The following is a 16,976-nucleotide window of genomic DNA, read 5'->3' as shown; positions in this document are numbered from 1 at the left end:
GGGCAGTACGGCCATCTATCGAAGGAATGAGGCGTATGTCGCGAGCCACCGATAGTGCGGGGCGGGCGCTGCTGGCCGTGGGCGGCCTCGTACGCCGGGCCGAGGTCTCCGCCGACGGCCGGACATTGCACCAGATCGGCGGCCGGGAGGCGGACGCCTTCTACCGGGATCGCTGGTCCTACGACAAGGTGGTGCGCTCCACGCACGGGGTGAACTGCACCGGCTCGTGCTCCTGGAAGGTGTACGTCAAGGACGGCATCATCACCTGGGAGCAGCAGCAGACCGACTACCCGAGCGTCGGACCGGACCGGCCGGAGTACGAGCCTCGGGGCTGCCCCCGGGGTGCCGCCTTCTCCTGGTACACCTACTCCCCCACCCGGGTGCGCTACCCGTACGCGCGGGGCGTGCTGGTGGAGATGTACCGGGAGGCCAGGGGCCGCCTCGGTGATCCGGTGGCCGCGTGGGCGGACATCCAGGGCGACCCGGAACGACGCCGCCGCTACCAGAAGGCCCGCGGCAAGGGCGGCCTGGTGCGGATCACCTGGGACGAGGCGCAGGAGATGGTCGCCGCCGCGCACGTGCACGCGATCGCCGAGTACGGCCCGGACCGGGTCGCCGGCTTCTCCCCCATCCCGGCCATGTCGATGGTGTCGCACGCCGTCGGCGCCCGGTTCCTGTCCCTGCTCGGCGGCTCGATGCTGTCGTTCTACGACTGGTACGCCGACCTGCCGGTGGCCTCCCCGCAGGTCTTCGGCGACCAGACCGACGTGCCCGAGTCCGGGGACTGGTGGGACGCCTCCTACTTCGTCATGTGGGGCTCCAACGTCCCGGTGACCCGCACGCCGGACGCACACTGGATGGCCGAGGCGCGCTACCGGGGGCAGAAGGTCGTGGTGGTCAGCCCCGACTTCGCCGACAACGTCAAGTTCGCCGACGAGTGGATGCCCGCCCAGCCGGGCACCGACGGCGCCCTGGCGATGGCGATGGGGCACGTCATCCTCAAGGAGTTCTTCGTCGACCGGCGCACCCCGCGCTTCGTCGACTACGTCCGCAGGTTCACCGACCTGCCGTTCCTGGTCACCCTGGAGCCGGGTGCCGACGGGGCGTACCGGCCGGGCAAGTTCCTCACCGCCGACGACCTGGGCGAGACCGACAAGGAGGCGGCCTTCCGGACGGTGCTCTGGGACTCGGCCACCGACGCTCCCGCCGTGCCGCGGGGCAGCCTCGGCCACCGTTGGGGCGAGCAGCAGGGCCAGTGGAACCTGGACCTGGGCGACCTGGAGCCGGCGCTGACCTGCCTCGGGGCGGGCGACGCGGTGGAGGTGGAGCTGCCTCGGTTCGACACCGACACCCCGCAGGCGCTGCGCCGGGGCGTGCCGACCCGCACGGTGCGGGGCCAGTTGGTGACCAGCGTCTTCGACCTGGTGCTGGCCCAGTACGGGGTGGGCCGCGACGGTCTGCCGGGCCAGTGGCCGACCGGGTACGACGACGTCGAGGCGCCGTACACGCCGGCGTGGCAGGAGCCGGTCACCGGGGTGCCGGCGGCGCAGGTGGCCCGGGTGGCGCGGGAGTTCGCCGACAACGCGGACCGCTCCGGCGGACGGTCGATGATCCTGCTCGGCGCCGGCACGAACCACTGGTTCCACTCCGACGCCACCTACCGGGCGATCCTGGCGCTGGTCACCCTCACCGGCTGCCAGGGGGTCAACGGCGGCGGCTGGGCGCACTACGTGGGGCAGGAGAAGTGCCGCCCGGCGACCGGCTGGGCGCAGCTCGCGTTCGGCCTGGACTGGGTCCGCCCGCCCCGGCAGATGATCGGCACCGCCTTCTGGTACGTGCACACCGACCAGTGGCGCTACGACACCTACTCCGCCGACGTGGTCTCCTCCCCCACCGGCACCGGCGCGTTCGCCGGCAAGCACACCATGGACCTGCTGGCCCAGTCGGCCCGCTCGGGGTGGATGCCGTCGATGCCCACCTTCGACCGCAGCCCGCTCGACCTGGCCGACGAGGCTCTCGCCGCCCGGCCGGACGACCCGGCGGGCTGGGTGGCCGAGCGGCTCGGCGAGGGCGACGTGACGTTCGCCTGCACCGACCCGGACGCGCCGGAGAACTGGCCACGGGTGCTGACCGTCTGGCGGGCCAACCTGCTCGGCTCGTCGGCCAAGGGCAACGAGTACTTCCTGCGGCACCTGCTCGGCACCGACGCGAACCTGCGCGCCGAGGAGGCGCCGGAGGAGTTGCGGCCCAAGGACGTGACCTGGCGGGAGGAGGCCCCGGAGGGCAAGCTCGACCTGCTGCTGAGCCTGGACTTCCGGATGACCTCCACGACGCTCTTCTCCGACATCGTGCTGCCCGCCGCCACCTGGTACGAGAAGCACGACCTGAGCAGTACCGACATGCACCCGTTCGTGCACGCCTTCACCCCGGCGATCAACCCGCCGTGGCAGACCCGGACCGACTTCGACGCCTTCCACGGCATCGCGAAGGCGTTCTCCACGCTCGCCGGGCCGCGGCTGGGCGTACGCAAGGACCTGGTCGCGGCGCCGCTGCTGCACGACACCCCGGACGCGATGGCGACCCCGCACGGCCGGGTCCGCGACTGGGCGGCGACCGGGGAGACCCCGGTGCCGGGCCGGACCATGCCGAAACTGGTGGTGGTCGAGAGGGACTACGGCGCGATCGCCGACAAGATGGCCGCGCTCGGGCCGCTGATGGACACCCTCGGCACCACCGGCAAGGGCTTCTCGGTCGACGTGCGGCCGGAGGTCGAGTATCTGCGCCACAAGAACGGTGAGGTGCGCGGCGGCGCCGCGGACGGGCGGCCGTCGCTGGCGAAGGACACGCACGCCTGCGAGGCGATCCTGGCGCTGTCGGGCACCACCAACGGGCGGGTCGCCACCGCGGGCTTCCGGGACGTGGAGAAGCGCACCGGGGTACGCCTGGCGGACCTGGCTGCCGAGCACGAGGGCAAGCAGATCACCTTCGCCGACACCCAGTCCCGCCCGGTGCCGGTGATCACCAGCCCGGAGTGGTCGGGCAGCGAGCACGGCGGCCGCCGCTACTCCCCGTTCACCATCAACACCGAGCGGCTCAAGCCCTGGCACACGCTCACCGGCCGGCAGCACTTCTTCCTCGACCACGACTGGATGCACGAGGCCGGCGAGGCGCTGCCGATCTTCCGGCCGCCGTTGGACATGCACAAGCTCTTCGGCGAACCGAGACTCGGCCGCAACGGGGAGCTGGAGATCACCGTCCGCTACCTCACCCCGCACTCGAAGTGGTCCATCCACTCCGAGTACCAGGACAACCTGATCATGCTCACGCTGTCCCGGGGCGGGCCGACGATGTGGATGAGCGAGGCCGACGCGGCGAAGATCGGCGTCCGGGACAACGAGTGGATCGAGGCGGTCAACCGCAACGGCGTGGTGGTCTGCCGGGCCGTGGTGACGCACAAGATGCCCGAGGGCACGGTCTACATGTACCACGCCCAGGAACGGGTGATCGACGTGCCCAAGTCGGAGACCAACGGCCGGCGCGGCGGCATCCACAACTCGCTGACCCGGCTGCTGGTCAAGCCCACCCACCTCATCGGCGGGTACGCGCAGCTGTCCTTCGCGTTCAACTACCTCGGCCCGACCGGCAACCAACGCGACGAGGTCACCGTGATCCGCCGCCGCTCCCAGGAGGTGCAGTACTGATGCGGGTCATGGCACAGATGGCGATGGTGATGAACCTCGACAAGTGCATCGGCTGCCACACCTGCTCGGTCACCTGCAAGCAGGCGTGGACCAACCGCTCCGGCGTCGAGTACGTCTGGTTCAACAACGTGGAGACCCGCCCCGGGCAGGGCTACCCGCGCACCTACGAGAACCAGGAGCGCTGGCAGGGCGGCTGGGTGCGGACCCGCTCCGGCAAGCTCAAGCCACGCTCCGGTGGCCGGGTGAAGAAGATGTTCAGCATCTTCGCCAACCCGAAGCTGCCGTCCATGCAGGACTACTACGAGCCGTGGACGTACGACTACGAGCACCTGATCAACGCGCCGGCCGGCGAGGACACCCCGGTGGCCCGGCCGAAGTCGCTGCTCACCGGCCAGGATACGAAGATCACCTGGAGCGCCAACTGGGACGACTCGCTCGCCGGCGGCAACGAGATCGCCGCCGGTGACCCGGTGCTGGCGAAGGTCTCCGGCCAGGTGAAGCAGGAGTTCGAGAAGACCTTCATGTTCTTCCTGCCGCGCATCTGCGAGCACTGCCTCAACCCGTCCTGCGCGGCCTCCTGCCCGTCGGGGGCGATCTACAAGCGGGCCGAGGACGGCATCGTGCTGGTCGACCAGGACCGCTGCCGGGGCTGGCGGATGTGCGTGACCGGCTGCCCCTACAAGAAGGTCTACTTCAACCACCGCACCGGCAAGGCCGAGAAGTGCACCTTCTGCTTTCCGCGCATCGAGATCGGCCAGCCCACCATCTGCTCCGAGACCTGCGTGGGGCGGCTGCGCTACCTCGGGCTGATGCTCTACGACGCCGACCGCGTCGCCGAGGCCGCCGCCATCGCCGACGAACACGACCTGTACGACGCGCAGCGGTCGGTCTTCCTCGACCCGCACGACCCGGCCGTGGTCGCCGCCGCCCGCGAGGCCGGCATCCCGGACGACTGGATCGACGCCGCGCAGCGCTCGCCGATCTGGGACCTGATCATGCGCTACGAGGTGGCGCTGCCGCTGCACCCGGAGTACCGGACCATGCCGATGGTCTGGTACATCCCGCCGCTGTCGCCGGTGGCCGACGTGCTGCGCGAGACCGGCCACGACGCGGAGGAGGCCGGCAACCTCTTCGGGGCCATCGACGCGCTGCGGATCCCGGTGGAGTACCTCGCCGAGCTCTTCACCGCCGGCGACCCGGAGCCGGTGCGCGGGGTGCTGAACCGGCTCGCCGCGATGCGCGCCTACCAGCGCCGGATCAACCTGGGCGAGGAGCGCGACGAGTCCATCGCCGCCGCGGTCGGCATGACCGGCGCGGAGATGGACGAGATGTACCGGCTGCTCGCCATCGCCAAGTACGAGCAGCGGTACGTCATCCCCGCCGCGCACGCCGAGGACGCACACCGGCTGGAGAAGATCGCCACCGAGTGCAGCCTCGATTACGAGGGCGGCCCCGGGATGGGCGGCGGCGGCCCGTACGGCCAGGGGCCCTTCGGGGAGTCCTCCGGCACGCCGGTGCCGGTCCAGGTGGAGACCTTCCACATGCTGCGCGACCGGCAGACCGCGGAGGGCTTCACCGACCCGGGCGACGAACCCCGCCGGGTCAACCTGCTCAACTGGGACGGCAAGGGCAGCCCGAAGGGCCTCTTCCCGCCCCGCAGCCGCGAATCCGCACCCGTCGACGGAGGTACCCCGTGAGCCGGCCGACCTGGCGGGCGGTGGCCGCCCGCGCGGCGTCCCTGCTGCTGCGCTATCCCGAAGAGGAGGTCCTCGCAGCGCTGCCCACCGTGCGGGCCGCGCTCGACGGCCTGCCGGCCGAGGTCGCCCGGCCGCTGCGCGAGGTGGTCGCCCACCGGGAAGCCGCCGCGCCGGTCGACCTGCGGACCGCCTACGTGGAGGTGTTCGACTTCCGGCGCCGCTGCTGCCTGCACCTGACGTACTACACCTGCGGCGACACCCGTCGCCGGGGTGAGGCGCTGGTCGACTTCGCCGCCGCGTACAAGGCGGCCGGACTGACCGTCGTCGACGGCGAGCTGCCCGACTTCCTGCCCGCCGTCCTCGACCTGGCCGCCGCCGACGACGACGGGTGGCGGCTGCTGCGGGAGAACCGCGTCGGCCTCGACCTGCTGGTCGAGGCGCTGGGGCGGGAGAAGTCGGTGTACCGGCAGGCCGTCGCCGCCGTCCGGGAGATGCTGCCGCCCGCCCAGCCCGGGGACATCGCCGCCGCCGCCCGGCTGGCCCGCACCGGGCCGCCGGTGGAGCAGGTCGGACTCGAACCATTCGGACTGGTCGACACGACTGGAGGACGCCGATGAACATCCTGCTGTGGGTGGTGTACCCGTACCTGTCGATCGCGATCCTCGTCGGCGGCCTGATCTGGCGCCACCGCTACGACAAGTTCGGCTGGACGACCCGATCCTCCCAGCTCTACGAGAGCAGCATCCTGCGGTGGGGCAGCCCACTGTTCCACTTCGGAGTGCTGATGGTCCTGATCGGACACATCGGTGGCCTGGTGGTCCCGAAGTCCTGGACCGAGGCGGTCGGCGTCACCGAGCACACCTACCACCTCATGGCCGTGTTCATCGGCACGGTGGCCGGCTTCTGCACCCTGATCGGGCTGGGCATCCTGATCGCCCGCCGCCGGTTGACCGGACCGGTCTTCGCCGCCACCACCCGCAACGACAAGGCGATGTACGTGGTGCTGGCGGGGGTGATCGTGCTGGGCCTCTGGGCCACTGTGCGGGCCAACGTCGCCGGCCCCGGCTACGACTACCGGGAGACCATCTCCCCGTGGTTCCGGTCGCTGTTCTACCTCCGCCCGGACCCGGAGATCATGGCCGGCGTCCCGGTGGGCTTCCAGATCCACATCCTGGCCGCCTTCGCGCTCTTCGCGTTCTGGCCGTTCACCCGCCTCGTCCATGCGTTCAGCGCTCCGGTCGGCTACGCCACCCGCCCCTACGTCGTCTACCGCAGCCGGGACGACCGGCCCGGACTGCGGCCGACCCGCCCCGGATGGGAGGGGCCGCCCCAGCTGCCCACCCCGCGCGGCGGTCGGACCCGCTCACGCCGGTGACCACCGCACCGCACCACACCGGCAGTCACCATTCGTCCCGACCCGCGACGGAGTGGGCCGCGGCGCGGGCGCTGGCCCACCGGCTCCCCGCTCCCCTGCCCGCGGAGTCGGTACCGCTGGCCTCCGCCGCCGGCCGGACCCTCGCGGCGCCACTGGTCGCGGCGGTCCCGCTGCCCGGGTTCGACAACTCCGCGATGGACGGATACGCGGTGCGCGGTCCGGGCCCGTGGCGGGTGGTCGGCCAGATCCTGGCCGGTCGCACCCACGCCGTCGCGCCCCTGGTCGAAGGGACCGCCGTAGAGGTGGCCACCGGCGCTCCCGTCCCGGGCCGGGCGGACCGGGTCGTGCCCTACGAGATCGCCGACCGGATCGGTGACGTCCTGCGGGCGGTGCCGGGCGACCGTCGGCACATCCGGTGCGCGGGCGAGTACGCCGCCCGCGGTCAGGAACTGGTGCCCGCGGGTTCGCCGGTCACGCCGGCGGTGCTGGGGCTGGCCGCGAGCGTCGGCCTCGACCACCTCACCGTCCGGGCCCGACCCCGGGCCCGCCTGTTGATCAGCGGCGACGAGGTGGTCCACGCCGGCCGTCCCCCGTGGGGCAGGGTCCGGGACGCGATCGGCCCGATGCTGGCCCCGCTGCTGTCCGCCTGGGGAGCGGACCTCCTCGGTCCGCGGATGGTCGGCGACCAGCCCGACTGGTTCGCCGAGGCGATCGCGGACAGCACGCGAGACGCCGACGTGACGGTCGTCTGCGGGGCGTCCTCCGTCGGCCCGGCGGACGGGCTGCACGCGTCGCTGCGGCACCTCGGGGCCGTGGCGCACGTGGACGGGGTGCGGTGCCGGCCCGGGCACCCACAGGTCCTGGCCCAGGCCGGGGCCAGCTGGATCGCCGGCCTGCCGGGCAACCCGTACGCGGCGCTGGTCGCCGCGCTCACCCTGATCGACCCGCTGCTCACCGGGCTGGCCGGACGGCCGCCGGCCGATCTGGACACCGCCGTCCTCACCGATCCGTTGCGCCTCGACGAGCGGAACACCCGGATCGTGCCGGTCCGGCGCGGCGCGCGGGGCCTGCGGCTGGTCGACGGGGCGCACCCGGGATACCTGGGCGCGGCGGCGGACGCCGACGCGCTGGCCGTGGTGCCGCCCGGTTGGCGTCCCGGCACCCCGGTCGGTCTGCTCACCCTGCCGTGGCAGGTGGGACGTCCTCCTGGGCCGGGTCTTCCGGCCCTGCCGGGGTGGGTTGGCTCAAGCGAGGCTCGTACCGGTGAAGCGGACCGCCGCATTCCCCTTTGACGCCGCGACAGCAGCACGACGATCCCGACGGAGTTGAACGATGACCAGCATCCGTGACCGGCAAGCCGGGTCCACCGCCCCGGTCGGGCGTCCCGAGGCCACCTCCGGCGCCGCCCTCCAGCTAGCCATGGCCACCCTCGGCTTCCTGGTGAACTTCTGGGCATGGGCCCTGCTCGGTCCGCTGGGCCCCGGCATCAAGGAACGGCTGGGGCTCGGCTTCGCCGCGCAGTCCCTGCTCGTCGCGGTGCCGGTGATCGTGGGCTCGCTGGGCCGCATCCCGGTCGGCGCGCTCACCGACCGGTACGGGGCCCGGGTAGTCTTCCCGCTGGTCACCGTCGCCACCATCGTGCCGGTGCTGACCCTCACCACGGTCTCCTCCTACCCGGCGCTGATCGTGACCGGCTTCTTCCTCGGCATCGGCGGCACCGCCTTCGCCGTCGGCGTCCCGCTGGTGTCCGGCTGGTATCCGCCGGCCCGGCGCGGCTTCGCCATCGGCGTGTTCGGTGTCGGCATGGGTGGCACCGCGATCGCCAACTTCACCACCGTCCGGCTGGCCGACGCCTACGGGGAACGTGCCCCGTTCCTGCTGGTCGCGGCGATCCTGGCGGCGTACGCGGTGCTGTCGTTCCTGCTGCTGCGCGACGCGCCGGGCCCGGCCCGGCCCACCGGGTCGGCCTGGCAGCGGCTCGCCGGCGTCGCCCGGCTGACCGTCACCTGGCAGCTGTGCTTCCTGTACGCGGTCGGGTTCGGCGGGTTCGTGGCCTTCAGCGTGTACCTGCCGGCGTACCTGCGCACCGCCTACGGGCTCAGTGCCGCGGACGGTGCGCTGCGGACCGCCGGGTTCGTCGTGCTCGCCGTGCTGGCCCGCCCGGTGGGCGGCTGGCTCTCCGACCGGCTACACCCCGTGCCGGTGCTGGTGTGGTGCTTCTCCGGGGTGGCCGGGTTCGCCGTCGTGCAGGCCTTCCAGCCGGCCCTGATGCCGGTGGCCACGGTCGCGCTGCTCGGCATGGCGGTGCTGCTCGGCGCGGCCAGCGGCGCGGTGTTCGCCTTGGTCGGCAAGGTCGCCCCCGCCGATCAGGTGGGCGCGGTCACCGGGCTGGTCGGGGCCGCCGGCGGGCTCGGCGGGTTCGTGCCGCCGCTGATCATGGGCTGGGTGTACGGGTCGCAGGGCTCCTACGCCATCGGGCTGATGCTGCTCTCCGACGTGGCGCTGGCCGCCGCGGTGTTCACCGCGGTGAAGATGGGAGGCCTGGCCCGCCGCGCCGGTTGACGGTCTCGGTACGGCCTGACCGGCGCCGGACCGGTCGGGCCAGGCACGACAAGCTGAATCCGGGTAAACGCCAGCCCCGTGCCGAGCCGCCGTGATAATCCTTCTACTATGCGGTTGTAGTAGAAGAGGATGTCGGCGCGGCCGACCTCTGGGGGTGGGATGCGACAGGTGAGGGTGGGGCGTCCACCGGCGCGCGCGCCGCTGCGGCTGGCGCTTCTCGTCGCCGTGACGCTCGGCGTGTTCGGCATGCACACCCTCGGCCACCCGGGCGAACCCGGAGCCGCCCACGCGAGCACCGCCCACCGGAGCGCCGACGCGCCCGCCGCCGAACACGGACCCGACGGCTCGCCCGGACACCGGGGCGGGGAGCACGCGTTCACCGTGTGCCTGGCGGTGCTGGGCGGCGCACTGATCCTCGGCGTCCTGTCCCTGCTGCGGTCCCGCCATCGCGGCGCACGCACGCCGACCGGCCACCGCCGGCGGGTGATCAGCCCGGATCGAGGTCCACCCCGCCGGCCCATCGGGCTGCGACTGCGAGCCGTCACGGTCCTGCGCACGTGAGCAGACCCCGGTCCGGCGCCTCGCCCGGACCGACGGCCCTGTTCCGACCCACCTCACGACAAGGACCACGTACCAGATGACGCCAACCATCCTGCGTCGCGCCGCCCTCGCGGGCGTCGCCCTGTCCGCCCTGCTCACCGTCGCCGCCTGCGGCGGCGCGGACGACGCCGGCGGCATGACGCACGACGCCGGCAGTGCCACGCCGAGCGCCTCGTCCTCGGCCACCGCCACCGCCAACGACGCGGACGTGATGTTCGCCCAGATGATGATCCCGCACCACCAGCAGGCCGTCGCCATGGCCGACCTGGCCCCGACGCGCGCGAGCGACAGCGAACTGAAGAACCTGGCCGCCAGGATCAAGGCAGCGCAGGACCCGGAGATCACCACCATGAAGGGGTGGCTCACGGCCTGGGGCAAGCCCACGGACCTGCCCAGCGACCACAGCATGCCCGGCATGAGCGCCACGCCCGGGCACGGCATGCCGGGGATGGACGCGGGGATGCCCGGCATGATGTCCGAGCAGCAGATGAAGGACCTCGCCGCGGCGAAGGGCCCCGCGTTCGACAAGATGTTCGCCGAGATGATGATCGCCCACCACAAGGGCGCCATCGACATGGCCCGGACCGAGCAGGCCGACGGGAGCAACCCCGAGGCCAAGGCGCTGGCCGCCAAGATCGCCGCTGATCAGGCCACCGAGGTGCAGACCCTGCAGAAGATCCTCGACCGCCTGTAGCCGGCGTGGTGCGGCCGGTTCCGGCCTTGGCGTCGGAACCGGCCGCACCGCCGCGCGGTGACTCCGCCGCATCGCCTCGCGTACCCTGAGCGACACGAAGGAGGGCACGTGGCGGAACTGGGCAAACTCGAATCGGCCGTCATGGACGTGCTGTGGCGTGCCTCTGATCCGGTGCTCGTGCGCGACGTCCTCGACGCGGTGACCACCGAGCGGGCGCTGGCGTACACGACCGTCCTCACCGTGCTGGACAACCTGCACCGTAAGGGCTGGGCCGTTCGCGAGAAGGACGGCAAGGCCTACCGCTATCGCGCCGCCGGCACCCGCGAGGAGATCACCGCGCGCACCCTGCGTCGGGTCATCGAGACGAGCAGCCATCCCGACCTGGTGCTCATGCACTTCGCCCGGTCCGCCTCCGACCACGAGCTGCACATCCTGCGGCGGGTCCTCGACGAGCGGAAGTCCGAGGCGTGAGCCTCGCGCTCGCCCTCGTCACCGGCGCCGCGGCCGTGGCCTGGTGGGGTCCCGCCGCGCTGCGGTGGTGCTTCCGGCATGTCGCCGATCCCGTCGCGATGCTGCTCGGCTGGCTCGGCCTGCTCGTCGCGATGATCGCCACCTTTCTCCTGGCCACCGTGATGCTCCTCGCCCCGGGCAGCACCCGGCAGTGGGCACTGCACGACCTCGCTCGCGTCTGCTGGCACTGGGCCCAACCCAGCCGGCCGGCCGCCGTCGACGAGGTCGTCGGGGCGGTAGGAGCCCTGCTCCTGCTGACCGTGCTCGCCCGCTTCACCATGACCTGCACCCAGCGGGCCTACCGCGCCCACCGCGCCCGTCGCGCCCACGCCGACCTGCTCACGCTCGCCGGCGGGCCGCCTGCGTCCGGTGAGGCGGTGCTGTGGATTCCACACCCGACCCCGATGGCGTACAGCATCGGCGGATCCCGCGGACTCACGGTCCTGGCCAGCGCCGCCGGTGACCTGCCGGCAGAGCAGCTCGCCGCGGTGCTCAGCCACGAACGCGCCCACCTGCGCGAGCGCCACCACCTCCTCGTCGGCGCAGTGGAGGGGCTCGCGGCGGCCGTACCGTGGCTGCCGCTGACCCGGCAGGCGCCCTCGGCCGTACGCCTGCTCGTCGAACTGCGCGCCGATGCCGCCGCGGTCCGCGAGTGCGGCCCGAGCGCCGTACGCGACGCGCTGCTGACCTTCGCCGGCGCGCCGCACCCACCGTCGGCGCTGTCGATGGCCGGCGCCGAGGTGGCCATCCGACTCCAACGCCTTCAGGGGTACCGGCCGGACCGCCGCAACGGGCTCGCCCGCGCCGCGCTCGCCTCGGCCACCCTGGCCGCACCCCTGGTCGTCGGCGTGGCCGCCGGCATCCTGTTCTGCCTGTAACCCCCGCAACCCCGTCCGCGACACGCGGCCGTGCGTCCGGTGGGCGTTGCCTACGTGCCGGCGTTGACCAGGATCGCGGTGACCAGCAGGACAGCGACCATCAGCACCGCCTCGACCAGCACCGTGCGACGCAGGCGACGCGTGCCGCCCGGCACGGGATCGTCCAACCGGGGTACCACCCGCCTGCTGTTGTAGAGCCCGATGACGGCGACGACCGCCACCAACGCGACCTTGACCAGCAGCACCCGCCCCCAACTGGTGCTCACCAGGTGACCCGGCCGGTCCAGGATCGCCACGGTCAACGCGACGCCGGCGACTCCGGTCAACGTCACCGCCGCCGTGGCCGGCACGGAGAACCGCACCGCCATCTCGGCGGCCCCGGTCGGCGCACCGAGACGTGCACGCCCCAGCAGCAGCGCGGCCAGGAGCAGGACCCCACCGACCCACACGGCTGCGGCGAGAGTGTGCGCGACGTCCGCCGCCACGACGATCATCCGCGGTCGCGCGGTGACGGTGTGCCCGTCGAGCAGGAACGAACCCACCAGCAGCGCCACGGTGACACCCAGAAGCACGGGCCGGACCGCGCGCGCCCGGACCCGGTGCGCGTCGTCGTCGTGCGCTTCGCCGACGGTGGGCACGACCAGGGGTTGAGGGTCGGTCGGGATACCGGCGACGGTCGCTGCGGCGTGCCGGCCGACCGCGTGCCGGCCCCGGATCAACGCCGCCTCCAAGGACCCGGCCACGAGCAACCCGGCCGCGCCGGCGAGCCGCAGACCCAGGCCGGCGGCCACCGGTGTACGACTGAGCGCGGTCAACGCCTGTGTGCCGGCCGCCGAGGCGAGACCACCATCGGCACTGAACACCGCCGCCAGCGCCGCGAGTTCGAGCACCGCGCCGGCTGCCACCGTCAGCCCGGCCGCCCGCACCCAGACCTGGACCAGCTGGATGTCGCGGCGCGTTCCCACCAGCGTGGTCAACGCGAAGACCAGACCACCGACACCGAGCAGGGTCGCCCCGTAGGACAGCCACCGGCCCGCCACGCCGACGAACCGCACCGCCCCCTGTTCGGCGTCAGCGGTATGACCCACCGCGTGCCCGCCGGCATGGGCCGACGGCGACGCCGACGGCAGTCCTGGCACACCGTGACCGGCATGCCCGGGCGGACCGGCGGTGGGCCGGGGCGTGGCCGTCGCCCCGGGTGCCGCAGCCGACGGAACCACAGTGAACGCCACGTCGCCGGTCAGCGGGTGAGCATCAGGGGCGGCGACACTCCACCGCAGCGCGAACTCCCCGCCGGTCAACGGGGCGGCCGGGTGCACCAGCCACGTACGACCCCCGTCCGGGGTGTGACTGGTCACCGCAACGGCCTCGCCGTCGCGGGAAAGCCGGAAACCGGCCCCGGTGGGCGTGCCGGGCGCGCTGAACGTCAGCCGGACCTCTCCGACAGCACCACTCACCCGCGCGCCGTCGGCCGGCACGGCCTTGACCAGCTTGAAGTGCGCGGCGGCCGGCGAGGCGAACCCGAGCACCACGAACAGGGCTGGACACCACGCCAGCCATACCAGCAGCACCCACCGTGCCACGCCACGCATCGGCAACCTGCGCCGGGAAGACCTCGTCGATGCGGCGGACACCGTCAGGCCACCTGGGCATGCCGCGAGAAAGGCACTGCTGAACCCTCCGTCGAGAAGACATGGACCCGGCGCCCATCGCTCCGACCTGACGCGGTCGCCATCATAGGGCAACTACTAGCAAGGAGTAGTAGCTCACTGGTGCCGCGCAAATCGACGGTGGCCCCGCCAAGGTCGGACACGCGCAGGTCACCAGGGCTCGGGCAGGCCACCCGCGTCGCGGTGTCCGCGTCGGACCGGCCACCCCGCGACCGGGCAGACAGTGGCTCTGGTCACGATCTTCGGGCCGGAACGTCGTGACCAGCGCTTTCCGCGCCGGGAACGTTCCGGACGTGCGGTCACGAAGGGCGCAGACCGCGCTAGTTTTGCGCCGTGCGTGGGTATCGGATCGGCATCCTCGGTCGGATCGAGGTGAGCGTCGACGGTGTGGCCGTGTCGCTCGCCCCGCTGGAGCGGGCACTCGTCGCGAGCCTGGCGGCCCACCACGGACGCATCGTCTCCGTCGACCGCCTGATCGACGGGCTCTGGCCGTACGATCCGCCCACGGGGGCGCGCAACCGGGTCCAGGCGGTCGTCGCCTCGGTCCGCCGCGGCGCGAAGCCGGAGCTGATCCTCACCCGCTCGCCCGGCTACCAGCTGAACCCCGTGGCGGTCGTCGACTCGGCGGAGTTCGCCGCCGAGGTAGCGGCCGCCGCGGCCACCGCCGATGCCCGCCGCGCCGTGGAGCTGCTCGACCGGGCGCTGGCGCGCTGGCGCGACGACGCGTTCGTCGACGTCGGGTCGCGGCTCGTCGAGTACGAGCGCGATCGGCTTCGTGAGCTGCGCGAGCACGCGACAGAGCTGCGCGCCGAGGCACTGCTCTCGCTCGGTCTGCACCGGGAACTCGTGCCGGAGCTGACCACGCTGGTCCGCGACCGACCCCTGCGGGAGCGGCTGCGTGGCCAGCTGATGGTGGCCCTGCACCGCAGCGGCCGACAGGCGGAGGCGCTCGCCGTGTACCGGGCCGGGGTCCGGGTGCTGGCGGAGGAGCACGGCATCGACCCGGGGCCGGAGCTGCGGCAACTGCACCGGGAGATCCTCGGCAGCGAGCAGGAGACGTCCCCGCGGGGGTGGGTGCGTCCCAACCAGCTTCCCGGAGTCACCGGTGACTTCGTCGGGCGGGACAAGGAGCTGGGGCTGCTGCTGTCGTTGCTGGGGCGCACCCCGACGGTCGCCGGAGTCGCCCAGGTGATCGTCGTGACCGGGCTGGCGGGAACGGGCAAGACCACGCTGGCGCTGCGCGCGGCCCACGAGAGCCGGCACCGCTTCCCCGGGGGGTGCCTCTACGCGGACCTGCGCGGCAACACCCCGGATCCGGCGCGGCCCGGCACGGTGCTGGGCGCGTTCCTGCGCGCCCTCGGCGTGGCCGGCGAGGCGATCCCGGCGGCGGCCGAGGAGCGCGCGGCGCTGTACCGCTCCGTGCTCGCCGACCAGACCTTGCTGGTGATGTTGGACAGCGCGGCGGACGCGGCGCAGGTGCGTCCGCTGCTGCCGCCCGGCGGCAGCGCTGTCGTCACGAGCACGGGAGCGCTGCCGGGGCTGGCGGGCGCCGAGGTCGTCCCGGTCGACGTGCTGCCGATCGACGACGGCCTGGACCTGCTGGCCGGGCTCGCCGGCGGCGAGCGAATCGACCGGGAGGCCGGGGCCGCCGCCGACGTCGTGGAGCTGTGCGGTCGCCTGCCGCTGGCGTTGCGAATCGCCGGCGTGCGGCTGGCCGAGCGGGAGGCGATGACCGTGGCGCGGTTGCGCGAGCGGCTGCGCGACGAGCGACGCCGCCTCGACGAACTCTCCCTCGACGGGCTCGACGTGCGCAGCAGCTTCACCGTCGGGTTCGAGCGGTTGCCGCAGCCCGCCGCGCGGCTGCTCGCGGTGCTCAGCCGCACGTCGCTGCGCAGCTTCGGCATGTGGGACGAGACCACCGAGCCGCTGCTGGAGCAGCTGTGCCGGGCCCACCTGCTGACCGACGACGCCAGCGGCCGGGTACGCATGCACGACCTGGTCAGGCTCGTCGCCCGGGAACGCACCGAGGTCCCCGTCGACGAGGTCGTCGCGTGGTACGCACGGCTGCACGCGTACGCCGAGCGGGCCGACGCGTCGCTGCCCTGCGGGGCCCTGCCGGTGGCCGGCGCGGGGCCGGCGCTCGACGCCGGGGAGGCCGTCGACTGGTTCGAGGCGGAGCGGGAGAACCTGGTCGCGGCGGTGCAGGACCTGCTGCGGCTGGGCGCCGTCGACCTGGCGGGGCGGTTGGCCTGCACGATGGGCAACTTCGCGACGATGCGCAGCCAACACCTGCCCGAGCTGGTCGACTGTCTGCGCGCCGTGCTCGGCCGCCACGCCGAGCTGCCGTCGGCGACCCGGATGTCGCTGCGGCTGCATCTGGGCACGGCGTACCGGTCGCTGAACCGGCACGCCGAAGCCGTGCCGCTGCTGCGCGCGGCGCAGCGGGCCGGCCGCGGGCGGTGGGTGGCGCACCGCCTCGTCGCCCTGCAGGGCTACTCGCTGTGCTGCCGCCACCTCGGCAGGTTGCGGGAGGCGGACGCCGCGCTGCTGGTGATGGTGCGGCTGTGCGCCGCGCACTGGCCGGTCGGCCGCGTCGGCGGGCACGTGCTGCTGGCCCTCGGCATGCAGCACGGGCAGTACCGGCTCACCTCCCCGTTCGCCTTGGACGCCTGCGCTGCGGCCCTGCGGGTCTTCGTCGACGACGGCGACCTGTGGGGCGAGGCGCTCGCGCGGGAGACCATCGGGCTGCTGCACCGGCACGCCGAGCAGTGGCCGCCAGCCGTGGAGCAGCTTCGGCAGGCGGTGGCCGCCGCGCGCCGGCTCGGCGACCGGATGAGCGTGACCACGGCCGAGCAGGCGCTGGCCGCGACGCACCTCGCGGCCGGCGACGGCGAGGCGGCACGGCGGCTGCTGCGGCGTACGGTGCTGGCGTTCCACGAGCTGCGTCACGAGTGGGGCGAAGCGATCTCCCGGCGGCTGCTCGGCAAGGCGCACCTCGAGGAGGGCGACGCGGACCGGGCGGTGGTGGAACTGGAGAGCTCGGTGGCGATGCTGCGCGGCGTCGGGCAGCCGTTCCCGCTGGCGAACTCGCTGCACCTGCTCGCGCGGGCGCAGGCCACCCTCGGCAGGCACGACCGGGCCGTCGCGCTGGGCGAGGAGGCGCTGCACATCTTCGAGCACTTCGACTCCGCGTACGTCGACGACCTGCGCGAATCGCTGACGCGTTGGCGGAGCGCAGCCGGCGCGCAGTAGGAGCGCAGGGCACGCGCAGCGGCACCCAGCACAGTGA

At 73.2% G+C, this 16,976-nt stretch carries 12 protein-coding genes; 11 read left to right on the top strand and 1 reads right to left on the bottom strand.

Features of this window, described 5'->3' with window-relative positions; translation table 11 throughout:
• Positions 1–35: 35 nt before the first annotated feature.
• From FHX31_RS10450 to FHX31_RS10405, 10 genes are all read left to right on the top strand, one after another.
• Positions 36–3,701, top strand: a complete 3,666-nt coding sequence (locus FHX31_RS10450; protein WP_184975873.1) for a nitrate reductase subunit alpha — start codon at positions 36–38, stop codon at positions 3,699–3,701.
• Positions 3,701–5,398: a nitrate reductase subunit beta gene (gene narH / locus FHX31_RS10445; protein WP_184975869.1), complete on the top strand. Its 1,698-nt coding sequence runs from the start codon at positions 3,701–3,703 to the stop codon at positions 5,396–5,398. The genes FHX31_RS10450 and narH overlap by 1 nt, the downstream gene beginning before the upstream one ends.
• Positions 5,395–6,015 (top strand): nitrate reductase molybdenum cofactor assembly chaperone, encoded by a 621-nt coding sequence (narJ, locus tag FHX31_RS10440; protein WP_030498889.1) that lies wholly within the window; start codon positions 5,395–5,397, stop codon positions 6,013–6,015. Before narH ends, narJ begins: the two co-directional genes overlap by 4 nt.
• Positions 6,012–6,773, top strand: coding sequence for a respiratory nitrate reductase subunit gamma (narI, locus tag FHX31_RS10435; RefSeq protein WP_071094334.1), 762 nt, complete (start codon positions 6,012–6,014; stop codon positions 6,771–6,773). The genes narJ and narI overlap by 4 nt, the downstream gene beginning before the upstream one ends.
• The gene (locus FHX31_RS10430) at positions 6,770–8,065 is read left to right on the top strand and encodes a molybdopterin molybdotransferase MoeA (RefSeq protein ID WP_184975866.1); all 1,296 of its coding nucleotides are present in this window, start codon (positions 6,770–6,772) and stop codon (positions 8,063–8,065) included. Before narI ends, FHX31_RS10430 begins: the two co-directional genes overlap by 4 nt.
• A 127-nt stretch (positions 8,066–8,192) precedes the next feature.
• Positions 8,193–9,335 carry an MFS transporter gene (locus FHX31_RS10425; protein WP_174361801.1) on the top strand — a complete coding sequence of 381 codons (1,143 nt, stop codon included), beginning with the start codon at positions 8,193–8,195 and terminating at the stop codon, positions 9,333–9,335.
• Positions 9,336–9,494: 159 nt separating this feature from the next.
• Positions 9,495–9,896 carry a DUF6153 family protein gene (locus tag FHX31_RS10420; RefSeq protein WP_184975862.1) on the top strand — a complete coding sequence of 134 codons (402 nt, stop codon included), beginning with the start codon at positions 9,495–9,497 and terminating at the stop codon, positions 9,894–9,896.
• A 76-nt stretch (positions 9,897–9,972) separates the two neighbouring features.
• Complete coding sequence (locus tag FHX31_RS10415; protein ID WP_184975859.1) at positions 9,973–10,629, top strand: DUF305 domain-containing protein; 657 nt, start codon at positions 9,973–9,975, stop codon at positions 10,627–10,629.
• Between the two features lie 108 nt (positions 10,630–10,737).
• The gene (locus FHX31_RS10410; protein ID WP_013287118.1) at positions 10,738–11,100 is read left to right on the top strand and encodes a BlaI/MecI/CopY family transcriptional regulator; all 363 of its coding nucleotides are present in this window, start codon (positions 10,738–10,740) and stop codon (positions 11,098–11,100) included.
• Entirely contained in the window at positions 11,097–12,017 is a 921-nt protein-coding gene (locus FHX31_RS10405) for a M56 family metallopeptidase (protein WP_071094328.1), read from the top strand. The genes FHX31_RS10410 and FHX31_RS10405 overlap by 4 nt, the downstream gene beginning before the upstream one ends.
• Before the next feature lie 50 nt (positions 12,018–12,067).
• Here the strand turns inward: FHX31_RS10405 and FHX31_RS10400 are convergent, their stop codons facing one another.
• On the bottom strand, positions 12,068–13,609 hold the full coding sequence (locus FHX31_RS10400) for a copper resistance CopC/CopD family protein (RefSeq protein ID WP_184975856.1): 1,542 nt from the start codon (positions 13,607–13,609) through the stop codon (positions 12,068–12,070).
• 411 nt (positions 13,610–14,020) lie between these two features.
• On the opposite strand from FHX31_RS10400, the gene FHX31_RS10395 reads away from it, so the two are divergent.
• Complete coding sequence (locus tag FHX31_RS10395; RefSeq protein WP_184975853.1) at positions 14,021–16,939, top strand: AfsR/SARP family transcriptional regulator; 2,919 nt, start codon at positions 14,021–14,023, stop codon at positions 16,937–16,939.
• Positions 16,940–16,976 lie beyond the last annotated feature (37 nt).

Source organism: Micromonospora sp. CNZ286, assembly GCF_014207755.1.
The sequence above is the reverse complement of the archived record's forward strand: the minus strand, read 5'-3'. Positions and strand labels throughout refer to the sequence as shown.

What these genes read in the sequence shown, in the direction of transcription:
- FHX31_RS10450 (WP_184975873.1), top strand. Translation starts at nt 36, where the DNA reads ATGTCGCGAGCCACCGATAGTGCGGGGCGGGCGCTGCTGGCCGTGGGC.
- narH (WP_184975869.1), top strand. Translation starts at nt 3,701, where the DNA reads ATGCGGGTCATGGCACAGATGGCGATGGTGATGAACCTCGACAAGTGC.
- narI (WP_071094334.1), top strand. Translation starts at nt 6,012, where the DNA reads ATGAACATCCTGCTGTGGGTGGTGTACCCGTACCTGTCGATCGCGATC.
- FHX31_RS10425 (WP_174361801.1), top strand. Translation starts at nt 8,193, where the DNA reads ATGGCCACCCTCGGCTTCCTGGTGAACTTCTGGGCATGGGCCCTGCTC.
- FHX31_RS10420 (WP_184975862.1), top strand. Translation starts at nt 9,495, where the DNA reads ATGCGACAGGTGAGGGTGGGGCGTCCACCGGCGCGCGCGCCGCTGCGG.
- FHX31_RS10415 (WP_184975859.1), top strand. Translation starts at nt 9,973, where the DNA reads ATGACGCCAACCATCCTGCGTCGCGCCGCCCTCGCGGGCGTCGCCCTG.
- FHX31_RS10400 (WP_184975856.1), bottom strand. Translation starts at nt 13,609, where the DNA reads ATGCGTGGCGTGGCACGGTGGGTGCTGCTGGTATGGCTGGCGTGGTGT.